The organism is Bordetella ansorpii, from assembly GCF_900078315.1.
GTDB classification, from domain to species: Bacteria; Pseudomonadota; Gammaproteobacteria; order Burkholderiales; family Burkholderiaceae_B; genus Bordetella; species Bordetella ansorpii.
Map to the genome: position 1 here is coordinate 102,332 of NZ_FKBS01000029.1, position 15,656 is coordinate 117,987.

Below are 15,656 nucleotides of genomic sequence, written 5' to 3' on the forward strand. Positions count from 1 at the left end.
CCGGGATGACCGCTCCCGGCGCGGCACAGCGGAAATCCGCTCCGCTGCCTCCCCTGCGCGAGGAACTGCTGCTGCACGAAGCCCCCCGCAACCACGACGGCTCGCCTGCCTGGACACTGGAAGACCCCGGCCGCGCCCAGTTCTTCCAGATCGGCTGGGCCGAGGCCGAGATGCTGGCGCGCTGGCACCTGGGCGATGCCCAGGCCATCGCCAATGCCGTCGACGCGGACACCGCGCTGCCCCTTCAGGTGGACGACGTCAACGACTTCGCCCAGTTCCTGCAGGCCAACAGCCTGGTGCAGGCACGCGGCCCGCAGGCCATCGCGCGCTATCGCCGCGAGGCCGAGGCACGGCGGCGCGGCCATTGGCTGAAAGGCCTGATCCACCACTATCTGTTCTTCCGCATTCCGCTGGTGCGGCCCGACGCCTTCCTGTCGCGCACGCTGCCGTGGGTGCGGCGCACGTTCTATACGCGCGGCTTCATGCTGCTGACGGCCGCGGCCGGCCTGCTGGGCCTGTTCCTGGCCGCCCGCCAATGGGACGAGTTCCTGCACACCTTCCTGCACTTCTTCACGCTGGAAGGCGCGCTGACGGCCGGCCTGGCGCTGGCCGCCACCAAGGTGCTGCACGAACTGGGCCATGCCTACACCGCCAAGTACCACGGCTGCCGCGTGGCCACCATGGGCGTGGCCTTCATGGTGATGTGGCCGGTGCTCTATACCGACACCTCGGGCGCCTGGCGGCTGGCCAGCCGCAGGCGGCGCATGTCCATCGGCGCGGCCGGCATGCTGGCCGAGACCGCTCTGGCCGCCTGGGCCACGCTGGCCTGGAGCTTCCTGCCCGACGGCATGCTGCGCAGCGCGGCCTTCACGCTGGCCACCACCACCTGGCTGCTGACGCTGGCCGTGAACCTGAACCCGCTGATGCGCTTCGACGGCTATTTCCTGATCGCCGACGCGCTGAACGTGCCCAATCTGCAGAACCGCGCCTTCGCGCTGGGCCGCTGGCGGCTGCGCGAGTGGCTGTTCGCGCTGGGCGATCCCCGGCCCGAGGTCTTCGCGCCCTGGCGCGAGCGCGCACTGCTGGTGTATGCCTTCTGCGTGTGGGTGTACCGCTTCTTCCTGTTCCTGGGCATCGCCGTGCTGGTCTATCACATGGCGTTCAAAGTACTGGGCATTGTCTTGTTTACCATCGAAATCGTCGCCTTCGTGCTGCGCCCCATCCATACCGAACTGCGCGCGTGGCGCGAACGCCTGACGGCCGGGAACGGCGCGGGCTGGAACCGCCGCAGCCGCATCACGGCAGGCATCGCGTTGCTGCTGGCGCTGGCCGCCGCCGTGCCCTGGCGTACCCGCGTGGAAGCGCCGGCGCTGCTGCGCGCGGCGCAACAGGCGCGGATCGTGGCGCCCGCGGGCGCGCGCATCGAACGCATCGACGCCCGGCCCGGCGCCGCCGTGCGCGCGGGCGATGCGCTGTTCACGCTGCATTCGCCCGATCTGGCGCACGAGCGCGACAGCCTGGCGCAACGCATCCACGTGCTGCAGTGGCAGCAGTCCTTCCAGGCGATGCGCCAGGATAGCGGCACGGCCGTGCCCGTGGCCCAGCGCGAGCTGCAGGCGGCGCGCGAACGCTATGCCGTGCTGTCGCGCCAACAGGCGCAGTTGACGATCCGCGCGCCGTTCGACGGCACCGTGGCCGAACTGGCCGAGCCGCTGGCCGCCGGCGAATGGGTGGGCGAAGGCGAATGGCTCGCCACCCTGGCAGCGCCGCAGCGGGCGGTGGTGGAAGCCTATGCGGCCGAGGAGGACCTGCACCGCCTGCACCGCGATGGCGCCGCCCGCTTCCTGCCGGAAGATCCCGGCGTCGGCGCCATCGACCTGCGCGTGGACGAGATCGCCGCCACGGCCACGCGGCGGCTGTCCGCCGCGCCGGAGCTGGCTTCGGTACATGGCGGCGGCCTGGCCGCCGTGCGCGCGCCGGCCCCCAGCCACCGGGCCGATGCGGATGCACAGGATCTGGCGCCGGAACACGCGGTCTACCGCATCCTGCTGCGCCCCGCCGGCGACGCCGCGACGGCCCTGCCGCGCCTGCAGGCCCTGCGCGGCACCGCCCTCATCGACGGCGAGGCCGAAAGCCTGCTGGCGCGCGCCTGGCGCCGCGCCACGGCCGTGCTGGTGCGCGAGTCGGGCTTCTGATTCACATGGAAACTTGCCGCGTACTCTTAATGAACTTTAACGTGTCAAGCGTACAGGGCTACGGAATAATGAAAATCATCCTCGGCGCCATCGGCCCGATCCGCTACTCCTCTCATTGCATCGAACGATCATGACCACCGAAACCCTCGAACGCCTGTCGCTGTCGCAGCGCCTGAAGACCGAAACCGCCGCGCAGCACGAACGCATGCACCAGCTGATGGAACGCGCCGCGCCGTTCGACAGCCGTGAAGCCTATGCCGGCTTCGTCACGGCCCAGTACCTGTTCCAGCGCGACGTCGAGCACCTGTTCCAGGATGCCGCCCTGCAGACCGCCGTGCCCGACCTGGCCGTGCGTGGCCGCGAGACCGCCGCGCTGGACGACCTGCGCGACCTGGGCGCCCCCGCGCCGCAGGAAGGCGCCGTGGCCAGCCAGGGCGTGACCATGCCCGAAGGCCTGGGCTGGCTGTACGTGTCCGAAGGCTCGACGCTGGGCGCCGCCTTCCTGTTCAAGGAAGTGCAGGCCAAGCTGGGCCTGTCCGCCGAATTCGGCGCGCGCAACCTGGCCGCCTACCCCGAAGGCCGCGCCATCGTATGGCGCCGCTTCGTGCAGGCGCTGGACAGCGACGACATCAGCCCCGACGAGCACGACGCCGTGATCGCGGGCGCCAATGCCGCCTACAATCGCTTCGGCCAACTGCTCGAACGCCACTTCAACCTTTCCGCATGACCTCCCACTCGGCCGATTCCATGATGACGCAGGCCGGCTCCCGGCCCGCCCTCCCGGCCGAGACCCGCAGCGCGCCCGCTGCCATGCATGCCGCAGTGCCCATGACCGCACACACGGCTACACCCTCGGGCGCACTAGCCGCTACACCGGTCTACAAGGGTGTACGCAAACCCTGGCAACGCGTGCTGCTGATGGCCCTGGCGGGCCTTTGCATCTGCCTGGCCATCATCGGTGTGTTCGTCCCCGGCCTGCCCAGCACCGAATTCGTGCTGCTGGCCGCCTGGGCCTCGGCGCGCAGCTCGCCGCGCCTGCATGCCTGGCTGCACAACCACAAGTGGTTCGGGCCGATGCTGCATAACTGGCACAACGGCAAACGTGTCGCCCGACGCGCCAAGATCGCGGCCACGGTGTCGATGTCGGTGTGCGTCGTGATCATGTTCCACACCATCCCGCATGCCTGGGTGGTCTGGCCGGCCTGGATCTGCATGGCCGGCGTGCTGGCATGGCTGTGGTCACGGCCGGAAGCCGCGCGTGCGGCTGCGTAGGCCGATAGCAAAACGCCCCGTGCATGAATCACCCCTGAAGACTGGATGTAGTCTTCAGGGGTGATTCATGCACGGGGCGTTCGTACTTCTCGGATGATGGGAGATGGAATTCAACCGCGATGTTGCCACCCGGTACTCACGGCTCCGTCCCTTCCGTGTCTTGGTTGCGGATGCAAGCGAGCACATCGTGTATCTGGGAATACAAGCCCGGAAGGTCTCGGTGGATCGTCTTCCAGACAATTTCAAAGTCCACCTTGAAGTACCCGTGCGCTATCGCGTTGCGCATCTGGTAGGCGAACGACAGCGGCAGTTCAGGATGCACGGCGGCGAAGTCGGGGTAGTGCTTCTCGACGTTGTTGCTGGCCTCGCCGATGATCTCCAAGTTCCGGATCACGGCATCCTGCACCAACTGGTTGTTCAGGAACGCCACTTCGTTCATGTCCACGGTGTAGCGGTCGATGCGCTGGATGGCCTCGATGATGTGAGCAAGGAGTCAGCAAGACGCTGCTGGTCGCGGGTCATACAGGGCGGGCTTCGGCGAGCACCGTGGCCCGGAACTTGTCAGGCAAGGCGTTGGGCGTCAGCACATCGACCGACACACCGAGCAGCTTGCCGAGTTCGTGGCGGATGGCACCAATGTCGAACAAGGTCGTTTCCGGCGTCGGGTCGATGAGGATGTCCAGATCGCTGCCGTCGGTGTCCTGGCCACGCAGGACCGAACCAAATACCCGAGCATTGCGGGCGCGGTGAGACTCGACCACACGCCGAATCGCGGCTCGGTTCGAGGCCAAGGCTTCAGATGGCTTCATGTCTTCGTCACCCACAAGAAAGTCCGGTTTGACAATAAGTCAGCAAGGCGCGGAAGGCAACATCAGAATCCGGTTCGACGCCAAGATGACGGAAGCCGCTTCAGGCGCCGAGCATCGTACGGCCCTTCGAGCCCGCCACCCGCGGCACGGCGCAGGCGGCCCCGGGGCTACGGCCGGCCGCCTATCCCGCAGCAGCCGCCGCCTCGGCCTTCGCCGCCGCCTTCTCCGCCGCAATCGCGGCTTCCAGCGCCGCCGCCGCCACCCGCTTCTGCTCGGCATCCGCCTGGGCCGCCAGCACGGTGGCTTCGTCGCGCGACTCGAACACGGCGATCGATTCGACGTGCCCCGTGTGCGGGAACATGTTGATCACGCCCGCGCTGAGCATGGCATAGCCGCCCTCGTGGACCATGATGGACGCATCGCGCGCCAGCGTGGACGGATTACAGGACACGTAGACGATGCGCTTGGGTCGTTCGGCCGGCGACAGCAGCGACAAGGCTTGCGCCACGGCATGCGCGCCCTCGCGCGGCGGATCGATCAGCATGCGGTCGAAGTAGCCCAGGCCGCGCAGCCACGCCACGTCGACCTCGAACAGGTTCAGCGTGGCGAAACTGGTGGTGTCCTGCAGGCCGTGGTCGCGCGCCGCCTGCATGGCGCGGTCGGTCAGCGTCTTGCTGCCTTCCACGCCCACGGCCTCGCGGGCGCGCGTGGCCAGCGGCAGCGTGAAATTGCCCAGGCCGCAGAACAGGTCGGCGATGCGATCGGTGGGCTGCGGTTCCAGCAGCGTCAGCGCGCGCGAGATCATCGCGCGGTTGATGGCGTGGTTGACCTGCGTGAAGTCGGTGGGACGGTACGGCATGCGCAGGCCGAACTCGGGCAGCGTATAGGACAACGCATCGACGTGCTCGGGCTCCAGCGGCTGCACGGTTTCCGGGCCCTTGGATTGCAGCCACCATTGCACGCCGTGCCTGTCCGCGAAGGCGCGCAGCAAGGCGATATCGCCATCGGTCAGGGGCAGCAGATGGCGCAGCACCAGCACCGTCACCGAGTCGCCCAGCGCCACTTCGATCTGCGGCATGCGGGTGGGCTCGGACATGCTGGCGATCAGCGCGCGCAACGGCAGCAGCAAGGCGCTGACGGACTTCGGCAACACGTGGCATTCACGCATGTCGGCCACGTAGCTGCTCTTGCGTTCGTGAAAACCCACCAGCACCCCGCCCTTCTTGGGCACCACGCGCACCGACAGGCGCGCGCGGTAGCGGTAGCCCCACGTCGGGCCGTGCAGCGGCGGCAGCACGCGCGCCGGGCGCAGCTTGCCGATGTGCCAGAAGGTGTCTTCCAGCGAGCGCTGCTTGATGGCCACCTGGGCCGAGGGTTCCAGGTGCTGCATGGCACAGCCGCCACAGACGCCGAAATGCGGACAGCGCGGCACGACGCGCTGCGACGACGGCGTCAGCACGGTGTCGACACGCGCGATCTCGTAGGAGGGCTTGCGCCGCACCGGCACGGTGGTGACGCGCTCGCCGGGCAGCGCGCCCTCGACGAACACGACCTTGCCGTCGCGGCGGGCAATGCCCCGGGCTTCCAGGTCCAGGGACTCGATTTTCAGTACGTCGGACATCTCTTGCGGGCGATCCAGGTTTTTCGGGCAACCCGGCATTATAAGAAGTGTCTGCGCAATCCCGGCGGCACCCGTCCCGCAGCCGCCGCGCCAAGCGTACCGGCCCCGGAAACGCCCTCTTTCGCCACGCATTCGACACGCGAAGCGTGTCCCGTACGGGGCGCCCTCACGGAAAAAAAACCGGCCGCCCCTCGCGGGACGGCCGGCCCAAACAAGCACTGCCGGAAAAAGAAATCAGAACGTGCGCGCCACCGAGAACACGGCGCCCAGGCGGCCGGACGGATGGCCGTACTTGGTCGGCAGCCAGTTGTCCTTGTTGGCGCCCACCGCGGCCAGGCCCACGACCCAGCCCTTCAGGTCCTTGGTGACGCCCAGCTTGTAGTCGACGTAGCCGCTGATCTTCTCGCCATCGGCGGTGTACTGCACGCCGCCCTTCAGGCGCTGGTAGCCGACGTGGCCGACCAGCCCCCAGCCGTCGCCCAGGTCGTACGTGCCGCTGGCGTCCAGGTACCAGGTGCCGCTGGTGTCGGGCGCGCCGAAGAAGTCGCCGGGCGTGTACGAGTATTTCAGCGAGTAGGTCTTGTAGGTCAGGCCGACATACAGATCGGTGTTGTTGATGTTGCCGCCGCTCTTGGCGGACGACGAGCCGGGGTAGTAGTAATGCAGCACGCCGACGTCGGCGCCCCAGTCGCCGGCCAGCGCGCCGCGCCAGCCGCCGTAGAAGTCCATCTCGAGGTTGCCTTCGTTGATCACGAAGTCGGACACGTTCGAGTTCCAGTTGCCCAGATAGAAGCCCGAGCTGTGGGTGATGTCGAAGCCCAATTGCGCCGCGGGCCGGAAATCGGTCTGCGAAAAGCCGCGGAACCGGTAATCGTTGACGATCGTGGCGTTGCCGCTCAGGGAAAAGCCGGCGCCGAGGTCGGTCGGGTCGGCATGCACGACGGGCGATACCGCACATGCGGCGGCAGCCAGGGAGAGCGAGTAGGCAAGCAGCGTCTTCTTCATGAGTACGTTCCTGAGGCGATTGGAATAGGGATAAGGGCAGGCTCCAGATGCCCTGCAGGCCAGATACGAATGGATAGGTTCGTTATCAGCTTGATAAGGCTTAAGCACATTTCATGCCAACTCTTTTCTCAAGGTTTCAAGACCCGGCGGGCCCTCCTCCGCACCGATCTGGCCCCCAGATACGCCCCGCGCCGACGCGGCCCCGCACCGCCGCGGTGCAGTCAAGGCGCAGCCGCCCCATCCCGGCGCGTACAGGCCCCGCACGGCAAACCGTCACGCGCCTGTAGCACCTGCTCCCTACACTGCCGGCTCCGATCAAATCCCAAAGAGGATCCAACCTGTGAAGTACTCTCTCCGCATTGCGGCGGCTGGCGCCTGCCTGTCCGCTATCTCCCTCTCCTCTCCTGCCGTGGCGGCCGACGCCGCCTCCGTTCAGCTGTATGGGCTGATCGACACCGGCATCGAATACGCCAATCATGGTCCGCAAGGCGGCTCGCACATCGATGCGGGTGCCGGCAACTGGTTCGGCTCGCGCTGGGGCCTGCGCGGCGCCGAAGACCTGGGCGGCGGCACCAAGACCGTGTTCGCCCTGGAAAGCGGCTTCAACAGCGCCACCGGCACCTCGCTGCAAGGCAGCCGCCTGTTCGGCCGCCAGGCCTACGTCGGCCTGTCCGACAAGACCTGGGGCGAACTGACGCTGGGCCGCCACAACACGCTCATGATCGACTGGATGAGCAAGTTCAACCCGTACAACAACTCGAACTTCGGCGGCAAGGACGTGGATCCCGCGTTCTCCGACCGCATGGACAATTCGGCCAAGTACACGAAGAAATTCGGCGCCGTCACCCTCGGGGCCTACTACAGCTTCGGCTTCAACAACGACCAGGACTGGACCGACAAGGCGCGCGGCCGCATGGTCGGCCTGGGCCTGCGCTACAGCGCCGATGGCCTGACCGCCGCCGTGCTCTATCACAGCAAGCGCGCCGACGCCCCCAAGGCTCCCGCCACCAGCGACAACCGCGAAGACCGCATCCTGGCCGGCATCTCGTACAAGATCACCGACTTCACGTTCTACGGCGGCTACCGCTGGCTCGACCAGGAGCTGACTTCGCGCAGCTACGTCAGCCACCTGTTCTGGGCCGGCATCACCTATCGCCCGGTGAAGGACACGCGCCTGTCGGCCGTGGTCTACCACGAGCGCGGCACCGCTTGCGACAACATGAACGTGGGCGCCTGCCCCGCCGTGCAGCAAGCCGGCCGCGACCAGCATCCGTCGCTGATCACGCTGGGCGCCGAGTACGACCTGTCCAAGCGCACCACGCTCTACAGCCTGGCCTCGTATGCCATCAACGGCAACGGCTCGTCGGTCAGCGTGCTGGGCGGCAAGTACGGCGTGAACGTCGAACCCGGCCGCAACCAGTTGGGCGGCGCGGTCGGCATCGTCCACCGCTTCTGACCATGGCACAGGCCGACAACGCCGCTTGCGACATCGTCGTGCGCGGCCTGCGGCACGCCATCGGCGGCCAGGCCGTGCTCGACGGCATCGACCTGGACGTGCCGGCGGGCACCGTGCTGGCGCTGCTGGGCCCGTCGGGCTGCGGCAAGAGCACACTGCTCAAGGCGCTGGCCGGCCTGCTGCGCCCCGATGCGGGGCGCATCGCGCTGGCCGGCCGCACCGTCTGCGATGACGGTGTGCACGAGGCCCCCGAGCGCCGTGGCCTGGGCATGGTGTTCCAGGACTACGCGCTGTGGCCGCACCTGAGCGTGTCGCAGAACGTGGCGTTCCCGCTGCAGATGCGCCGCGTGCCGCGTGCCGAGCGCGGCGCGCGCGTCTACGAGGCGCTCGCGCTGGTGGGCCTGGAAGGCCTGGCCGACCGCCGCCCCAGCGACCTGTCCGGCGGCCAGCAGCAGCGCGTGGCGCTGGCCCGCGCCGTGGTCGCGCGGCCCCGCTTGCTGCTGTTCGACGAGCCGCTGTCCAACCTGGACAAGATGCTGCGCGCCACGCTGTGCACCGAAATCGGCGCCTTGCTGGCGCGGCTGGGCACCACGGCCGTCTACGTCACGCACGACCATGAAGAGGCGCATGCGCTGGCCCACCGCATCGCGCGGATGGCCCACGGCCGCATCGCCGAGACCGTATCCAATCATCCAGAGTCTGCATAAAATGAATTTCCATAAATCCTTCCCCAAAAAACTAATAGCAGTCATGGCATTTGCATTCGGCGCAGCCGCGCCCGCCGCCCACGCGCTGACGGTCTACACGGCCGGCCCGGGCACCCTCATCAAGGAACTCGCCGAAGGCTTCCAGAAGAAGACCGGCACCAAGGTCAACGTCTTCCAGGCCACCACCGGCAAGGTCATGGCCCGCCTGGAAGCCGAGGCCGCGAACCCGCGCGCCGATGTGCTGATCTCGGCCTCGTGGGACACCGCCCTCGACCTGGACCGCCGCGGCTGGCTGCTCGCCTATGAAAGCCCCAATGCCGCCCGCGTGCCGGCACGCTTCAAGTCGCCCACCTACGTGGCGCAGGGCATATCGGCCCTGGGCATCGTCTGGAACAGCAAGAGCAACACGCCCGAGCCCCGCGACTGGTCCGACCTGACCGCGCCCGCGTACAAGCAGGCCGTCACCATGCCCGACCCGGCCCTGTCCGGCGCCACGCTCGACCTGCTGCTGGGCCTGCAGGCCGCGCAAGGCGAAAACGCCTGGAAGCTGCTGCAAGCCATGCGCGAAAACGGCATGATCGTCACGGGCCCCAACGCGCAGGCGCTGACGCCCGTGCTGCAAGGCGCCAAGGCCGCCGTGTTCGGCGGCGTCGATTACGTGTCGTACGGCAGCATCCAAAAGGGTGAATCCGTCAAGGTCATCTTCCCGGCCAGCGGCACCGTGATCGCCCCGCGTCCCATGATGATCCTCAAGAGCACCCGCGTGCCCGACGAGGCCCGCGCCTTCATCGACTACACCCTGTCGGAAGAAGGCCAGCAGGCCGTGGCGCGCGCCTGGCTGATGCCCGCGCGCACCGACGTGGCCGCCAACCGCCCGCTGTTCACCGACCTGAAGCTGCTGGAAACCACCGGCAAGGAAGGCGGCCCCTCGCGCGAGGACGTGCTCGCCCGCTTCTCGAAGCTGTTCGGCCAACATTAAGCCGAACGAGCGCGCGACGGCTGGCGGGGTGGCGGCAGAGCAAGCGGCCTGTGCATTGGCCACGGCACTGCCGACGGCCCCCGTCGCGGCATTGGCTGCCGCACCGTCCACCGCACTAGCCGCCGCGCTAGCCGCCGCACGCTCCGGAGTCCTGCCATGAGAACGCTCTATCTGCTGGCGGCCGCCACCGTGGCCGCCCTGGCCGTGCTCGTCGCCTTGCCCGCCGCTTTCGTGGCGTTGCAGGCCATCTTTCCTTACCTGGGCGAAGGCTCGCTACGCCAGCCTTTCGGCAATTGGGGGACCGTCTTCGGCGATCCTTCCCTACCCGTCCTGCTGGGCTCGACCTTGCAGTTGGGCGCGGGCGTGGCCCTGGTGGCGGGACTGATCGGCATTCCGCTGGGCGCGTTGCGCGGCCTGGCGCGCATTCCGCTGGCGCGCCTGTGGGACCTGCTGCTGCTGGTGCCCTTCCTGCTGCCGCCCTACATCGTCGCCCTGTCCTGGACCATGGCGCTGCAACCGCGCGGCTACCTGGCTCAATTGGCGGGCGCCGATCTGGGCACCCTGCTGTTCTCGCCGACAGGTCTGGTGCTGGTGATGGGCCTGAACCTGTTTCCGGTGGTGTACTTCGCGGTGTCGCGCAGCATGGCGGCCAGCGGCGCGCGGCTGGCCGACGTGGCGCGCGTGTTCGGCGCCTCGCCGGCCCAGGCTTTCCTGCGCGTGACCTTGCCGTTGGCATTGCCGGCCATCGCGGCCAGCCTGCTGCTGACCTTCACGCTGGCGATCGAGGAGTACGGTGTGCCGGCGGCGCTGGGCGCGCAGTCCGGCGTCTCGGTGCTGACCACGGCCATCGAGCGGCGCCTGGCCGACTGGCCCATCGACCTGTCGGGCGCCGCCCTGCTGTCGATGGTGCTGGTCGCCATGGCGCTGACCGCGTATACGCTGCAGCGCGCGCTGCTGGCCGGACGCGGTTTCGAGACGGCGACCGGCAAACCCGCGCCCGTGACGCCACGCGAGCTCGGCGCATGGAAGCTTCCCGTGCTGCTGCTGTTCGGCGGGGTGGCCACGCTGGCCGCGATCGTGCCGGTGGCGTCCATGGTCGCCACCGCCTCGTTGCGCACCGTGTCGGGTGGCCTGTCCGCGGGCAACTTCACGCTGGCCAACTTCGCCGCGCTGTTCGCGTCCGGCAGCGACACGCTGCACGCGCTGGGCACCAGCCTGTCGCTGGCGCTGGCCGCCGCATTGCTGGCGGGCACGGTGGGCTTTCTGGCCGCCTGGTGCTCGGCCGGCAAGCGGGTGCGCGGCGCCGCCGCCATCGATGCGCTGGCGCTGCTGCCCGCGGCCTTGCCCGGCATCGTGGTGGGCGTAGGGCTGATCCTGGCCTGGAACCAGCCGTTCTGGCCCGCCACGCCCTACGGCACGTGGCTGATCCTGCTGCTGTCGTATGGCTGCCTGCTGCTGCCGTATCCGGTGCGCTATGTGTCAGCCGCGCTGGCGCAGATCGGTCCCAACCTGGAGGCGGCCGCGCGCGTGCACGGCGCGCCGTTGGGATCCGCCTTGCTGCGCATCACCCTGCCCCTGGCCCTGCCCAGCCTGGCGGCCGCCATGCTGATGGTGTTCGCCGTGGCCTCGCGCGAGCTGGTCACCTCGCTGCTGCTGGCGCCCGCCGGCGTGCGGACGGTGTCCATCTACGTGTGGCAGCAGTTCGAGCAGGGTTCGGCGGGCATGGGCATGGCGATGGCCACGCTGGCGGTGGGGGTCGGGCTGACGCTGATGCTGGCGGGACTGAAGTTGCAGCGGTCGCACGCCTAGGGGCCGCCGTGCGCCGACCCAGGACCCGGCGTGGTGGCCAGGAAGGTGGCCATGCCGGGGTTTTTGCCGTCTGGGCCTTATGGCGCCCGCTCAGGCCCGCGTACGAGTCGCTCGTGCATCGGCAGGCATGGGGCAGATCTACCAGACCTGACACAGCCGGATAAAACAAAGGGCCGGCCAAGGTTATTGGCCGGCCCGCCCCTCGCGCCTGACATCAGGCGCTCGGGAAGGTTGAAGCTTGCATCATGCAGCGCTTGGCAATGCCGCCTCACGCTCAGCTGGCCGACGGGGCCGGCTGTTGCGCACGCTCGGCACGCCATTGCTGCATGCGCTCGGCGCGCTTTTCCTGGCGATCCTTCATGCGGGCCTCGCGAGCCTTGACCAGTTCGGCCACCTGGCCGCGCTGGGTGTCGTTCAGGCTATCCCACACGGCCAGCCATTTGTCGCGCACCTGGCCCGCTTGCGTGCGGAACTGGTCGCGGTTGGCCTCGGACGCGGCCATGAGCGCACGCGGATCGAGCTTGCCGTCGGCCAGTTGCTTGTCCAGCAGCTGGTGGCGGCCGGCGCCGGCTTCGCGGTGCGCCTTGAACAGGCTGAGCTGGGCGTCGCGCGCCTGCTGGACCAGGCCCTGCTGGTTGGCGTCCAGCTTCAGCGTATCCAGCTGCGCCTTCGACACCGGGCCCAGGCCCGGGATCATCATGCCGTCGCGGCCCATGTGATGGCCATGGCGGCCGTGGTGTTCGCCACGGGGACCCTTGTGGGCATCCGGGGCGGACTTGGCGGCGGACGATTGCGTGGCGGCGGGAGCATCGGTCGTGGCGGCGATGGTCGGGGCGCTCAGCAGGCCCGCGGTGATGGCCATGCTCAGGCCGGCAAGGGTATGACGCAGTGCGATTCGGGACATGAGAACTCTCCTGTAGGGTGGGAACGCGATGCCATTGTGCGGCGGCACCGGTTTCGTTCGGGTTTCGTCCACGGCAAGCTTGTTTCAGTCGATTGCTTTCGGGGGCAATGCCGTCCGGCAGGAAAAAGGGGGCCCTTTATCGGTGACTACGTATAGCGGCGCCCCCATGGCGACTGATAGCTATCCCCTTCCCAGTGCAAGACCTCGTCTATCGTGGGAGCGTCCATCACCTTGTCGAGCCAGGCCAGCACCTGTTTGGTCCTGGCGTAGTCCACCTTTTCCACGACAGCGTCCGAGAGCGGGCCGAAGCGGCGAATGAGCAGGCGTTTCAGCACGTCCCGATAACCGTCGGTCTTGGCCCCATCCAACAGCCATTGCCGGTCCCTCTCCGCCTTCTCGAGATCGAAGGCGATTTCCCGCAACTCCGCTTCAGAATACATGCCCTCGAGATGCTTCAGGGCTTCGAGTACGGGCGGATGCGTGATTTGATTCATGATGTCCTCGTTCAGGTCATGCGACAGGCAGAGCACCCAATCCCTTAACGCGGACGGCCCCTGCAGCAGCGTTTTCGCCTTGCGCAACTCGACCACGTACAGTTGCAAGGCCTGATTGAATTCTATGGACGGCGTGCACGCATCGCGCAACATGAAGCGCCAATCAGACTGATCCGATGAACTAGCGTGCCAATTCTGCCCAAGCAACGTGATACCGATGGAGGGCAACAGCTCGCCGTATCGCTGTCCAGAGACCAATTGCTGCGCCAGGCCGCGCGCCAGGTAGTAGACGTTGCGCGCGGGCCAGTCGGCGTCCGACCGCCTCTGCATCTCGACGATGAACTGCTGTCCCTGCGTATCCATCGCCCGGATGTCGAAGATGACCTGCTTGCCATCTGCGGTATCCGGCAGGATGTGCGGATTGAGGATGGCGGCAATGGAGATGGGCGGCGCGGGATGGCGCACGGCGTTGATCAGATCCGACAGCAGATGCGGATGACGGCAGAACAGCGCCTTGAAGACCACGTCGTTGGAAAGACGCAGCCCGCGCGGCGCGGGCTTGTCGTGAACAGAAGGCATGAACGCGGCTTCCTATCGATGAACGATTCCGGAAGCCGCACTCTAGCCAGGACAGCGATCAATGAAAATTGGTCAAAACCATCCCTGCGACGGAAATGTTCCGCTGGAAACGCGTTACTCCGCGTCCCAGGCCGCCAGGTATTCCTTCCAGTGCGGTGCATCGCTGGCGGCCAGTGTGTCGCGCACCAGGGCGATCTCGGCGTCGTACGAGACTTGATCGAGCTCGCCGCGCAGGAAACGGAAGCGGCAATACACCAGCCAGGTGTTGACCACGTCGGTTTCGCAGTAGGCGCGCACCGCGTCGGCCTGCCCGTTGTTCCAGGCCTCCCAGACCTTGCTGCCGTCCATGCCCAGCTTGCCGGGAAAGCCGCAGAGCTTGGCCAGCTCGTCCAGCGGCGCGTTGGCGCGGCCGTTGTACTTGGCCAGCAGGTCCATCAGGTCGATGTGGCGGTTGTGATAGCGGCTGATGTAGTTGTTGTATTTGAAGTCGCGGTCTTCCTCGCCCATGTCCCAATAGCGGGGCGCGGGCACGCCATGAATGAGACTGCGGTAATGCAGCACCGGCAGGTCGAAACCCGAGCCGTTCCAGCTGACCAGCCTGGGCGTGTAATGCTCGATGGTCTTGAAGAAACCCGCCAGCAGCACGGGTTCGGGATCGTCGGGGTTGCCCAGCGTCTTCACGCGGAAACCCTTGTCGTCGCGGAACACGCAGCCCACCACGGCCACCCGCTGCAGGTGCAACGGCAGGAAGTCGTGTCCCACCGCCTCGCGCCGCGCGGCGAAGGCGCGCTCGGCGACCTCGGTGTCGGGCACGTCGGCGCCCCAGCCGTGCAACCGGCGCAGGCCGGCCACGTCGGGCAGGGTTTCGAGGTCGAAGACCAGGGTGGGCGTCATCGCGCGGGCAGGTACTGCAGCGGGTCGACCGGCGTACCCTGGCGGCGGATCTCGAAGTGCAGCTTGGGCGACGTGGTGTCGGTCTGGCCCACTTCGGCGATCTTGGCGCCGCGCTTGACGTTCTGGCCCGTTTTCACCAGCAGCGCGCGGTTGTGCGCATAGGCCGTGATGAAGCCGCTCTGGTGATTGATGATCACCAGGTTGCCCAGGCCGCGCACCCCGTTGCCGCTGTACATGACCTTGCCGTCGGCGGCGGCGATGACCGGATCGCCCGGCGAACCGGCCAGGTCGATACCCTTGGTGTTGCTGTTGAACTGCTGCGTGACGGCGCCGCTGGTGGGCCAGCCCCAGGCAATGACGTTGGCGTCGGAAGCGCGCGGCGGCGTGGGCGTGGCGGCCGGCGCCGGCGTGGCAGGTTGGGCGGGCGTGGTGGCGGGCGGCGTGCTGCCGTCGGCCGGCTTGGCGGCCGATCCGGGCGGCGTATCCAGCGGCACGGGCTCGGACGACTTGCTGGGTGCCGTGGCGATGGCCTGCGGCGTGTTCACCGGCGCGGACGGCGTGGGCGACGTGCCGCTGCTGCCACCAGCGGAAGCGGACAGCTTCAGCACCTGCCCCACCGCGATCTGGTTGGGATCGTTGAGGTTGTTCAGGCGCTTGAGCGTGTCGATGTCGACGTTGTTGTTGCGAGCGATGCGATAGAGGCTGTCGCCAGGCTTGACCACATAGGTGCCGCTCGCGGCGGCGGCGCTGGTGGCGGGCTGCTGGGTCATGTCGACGATGGGCGCCTGGCGCGACGTGCTGGTGCACCCCGCCAATGCCAGGGCCAGGACGAGCACGCTTGCCGGCAGCATGCGGTTGCCCGGACGCGCGAGCGCGCGGGGCGATATAGCAGCGGTCAGTGTCAACTGCCCGTTGAGCATACGATTCTCCTG

Annotated in this window: 15 protein-coding genes; 7 read left to right on the plus strand and 8 right to left on the minus strand. The window is 67.8% G+C overall.

Going from position 1 to position 15,656, the window contains the following annotated elements:
- Positions 1–5 precede the first annotated feature (5 nt).
- From A7W11_RS22330 to A7W11_RS22340, 3 genes are all read left to right on the plus strand, one after another.
- Complete coding sequence (locus A7W11_RS22330; protein WP_156523201.1) at positions 6–2,195, plus strand: HlyD family efflux transporter periplasmic adaptor subunit; 2,190 nt, start codon at positions 6–8, stop codon at positions 2,193–2,195.
- Positions 2,196–2,325: 130 nt separating this feature from the next.
- Positions 2,326–2,922, plus strand: a complete 597-nt coding sequence (locus A7W11_RS22335; RefSeq protein WP_066419566.1) for a biliverdin-producing heme oxygenase — start codon at positions 2,326–2,328, stop codon at positions 2,920–2,922.
- A gap of 101 nt (positions 2,923–3,023) precedes the next feature.
- Positions 3,024–3,467: a YbaN family protein gene (locus tag A7W11_RS22340; RefSeq protein ID WP_082887516.1), complete on the plus strand. Its 444-nt coding sequence runs from the start codon at positions 3,024–3,026 to the stop codon at positions 3,465–3,467.
- Between the two features lie 136 nt (positions 3,468–3,603).
- On the opposite strand, the gene A7W11_RS22345 is transcribed toward A7W11_RS22340, so the two are convergent.
- From A7W11_RS22345 to A7W11_RS22360, 4 genes are all read right to left on the minus strand, one after another.
- A complete protein-coding gene (locus A7W11_RS22345; RefSeq protein WP_328587245.1) occupies positions 3,604–3,906 on the minus strand; it encodes a HepT-like ribonuclease domain-containing protein in 303 nt (100 codons plus the stop codon).
- Between the two features lie 79 nt (positions 3,907–3,985).
- Complete coding sequence (locus tag A7W11_RS22350) at positions 3,986–4,276, minus strand: nucleotidyltransferase family protein (RefSeq protein ID WP_066421593.1); 291 nt, start codon at positions 4,274–4,276, stop codon at positions 3,986–3,988.
- Positions 4,277–4,457: 181 nt separating this feature from the next.
- Complete coding sequence (gene rlmD / locus A7W11_RS22355) at positions 4,458–5,897, minus strand: 23S rRNA (uracil(1939)-C(5))-methyltransferase RlmD (protein WP_066419567.1); 1,440 nt, start codon at positions 5,895–5,897, stop codon at positions 4,458–4,460.
- A gap of 234 nt (positions 5,898–6,131) precedes the next feature.
- Entirely contained in the window at positions 6,132–6,902 is a 771-nt protein-coding gene (locus A7W11_RS22360) for a TorF family putative porin (protein ID WP_066419568.1), read from the minus strand.
- A gap of 340 nt (positions 6,903–7,242) precedes the next feature.
- On the opposite strand from A7W11_RS22360, the gene A7W11_RS22365 reads away from it, so the two are divergent.
- From A7W11_RS22365 to A7W11_RS22380, 4 genes are all read left to right on the plus strand, one after another.
- Entirely contained in the window at positions 7,243–8,358 is a 1,116-nt protein-coding gene (locus A7W11_RS22365) for a porin (protein WP_066419569.1), read from the plus strand.
- A 2-nt stretch (positions 8,359–8,360) separates the two neighbouring features.
- A complete protein-coding gene (locus tag A7W11_RS22370; protein ID WP_066419571.1) occupies positions 8,361–9,065 on the plus strand; it encodes an ABC transporter ATP-binding protein in 705 nt (234 codons plus the stop codon).
- Positions 9,066–9,108: 43 nt separating this feature from the next.
- Positions 9,109–10,044, plus strand: a complete 936-nt coding sequence (locus A7W11_RS22375) for an ABC transporter substrate-binding protein (RefSeq protein ID WP_066419572.1) — start codon at positions 9,109–9,111, stop codon at positions 10,042–10,044.
- 156 nt (positions 10,045–10,200) lie between these two features.
- On the plus strand, positions 10,201–11,853 hold the full coding sequence (locus A7W11_RS22380) for an ABC transporter permease (protein WP_066419573.1): 1,653 nt from the start codon (positions 10,201–10,203) through the stop codon (positions 11,851–11,853).
- A 274-nt stretch (positions 11,854–12,127) separates the two neighbouring features.
- On the opposite strand, the gene A7W11_RS22385 is transcribed toward A7W11_RS22380, so the two are convergent.
- The 4 genes from A7W11_RS22385 to A7W11_RS22400 form a co-directional block, all read right to left on the minus strand.
- Entirely contained in the window at positions 12,128–12,757 is a 630-nt protein-coding gene (locus A7W11_RS22385) for a hypothetical protein (protein WP_066419575.1), read from the minus strand.
- 146 nt (positions 12,758–12,903) lie between these two features.
- A complete protein-coding gene (locus A7W11_RS22390; protein WP_066419577.1) occupies positions 12,904–13,830 on the minus strand; it encodes an Rpn family recombination-promoting nuclease/putative transposase in 927 nt (308 codons plus the stop codon).
- A gap of 114 nt (positions 13,831–13,944) precedes the next feature.
- On the minus strand, positions 13,945–14,724 hold the full coding sequence (locus A7W11_RS22395) for a 3'-5' exonuclease (protein WP_066419579.1): 780 nt from the start codon (positions 14,722–14,724) through the stop codon (positions 13,945–13,947).
- A complete protein-coding gene (locus A7W11_RS22400) occupies positions 14,721–15,644 on the minus strand; it encodes a peptidoglycan DD-metalloendopeptidase family protein (protein ID WP_066419581.1) in 924 nt (307 codons plus the stop codon). Before A7W11_RS22400 ends, A7W11_RS22395 begins: the two co-directional genes overlap by 4 nt.
- Positions 15,645–15,656 lie beyond the last annotated feature (12 nt).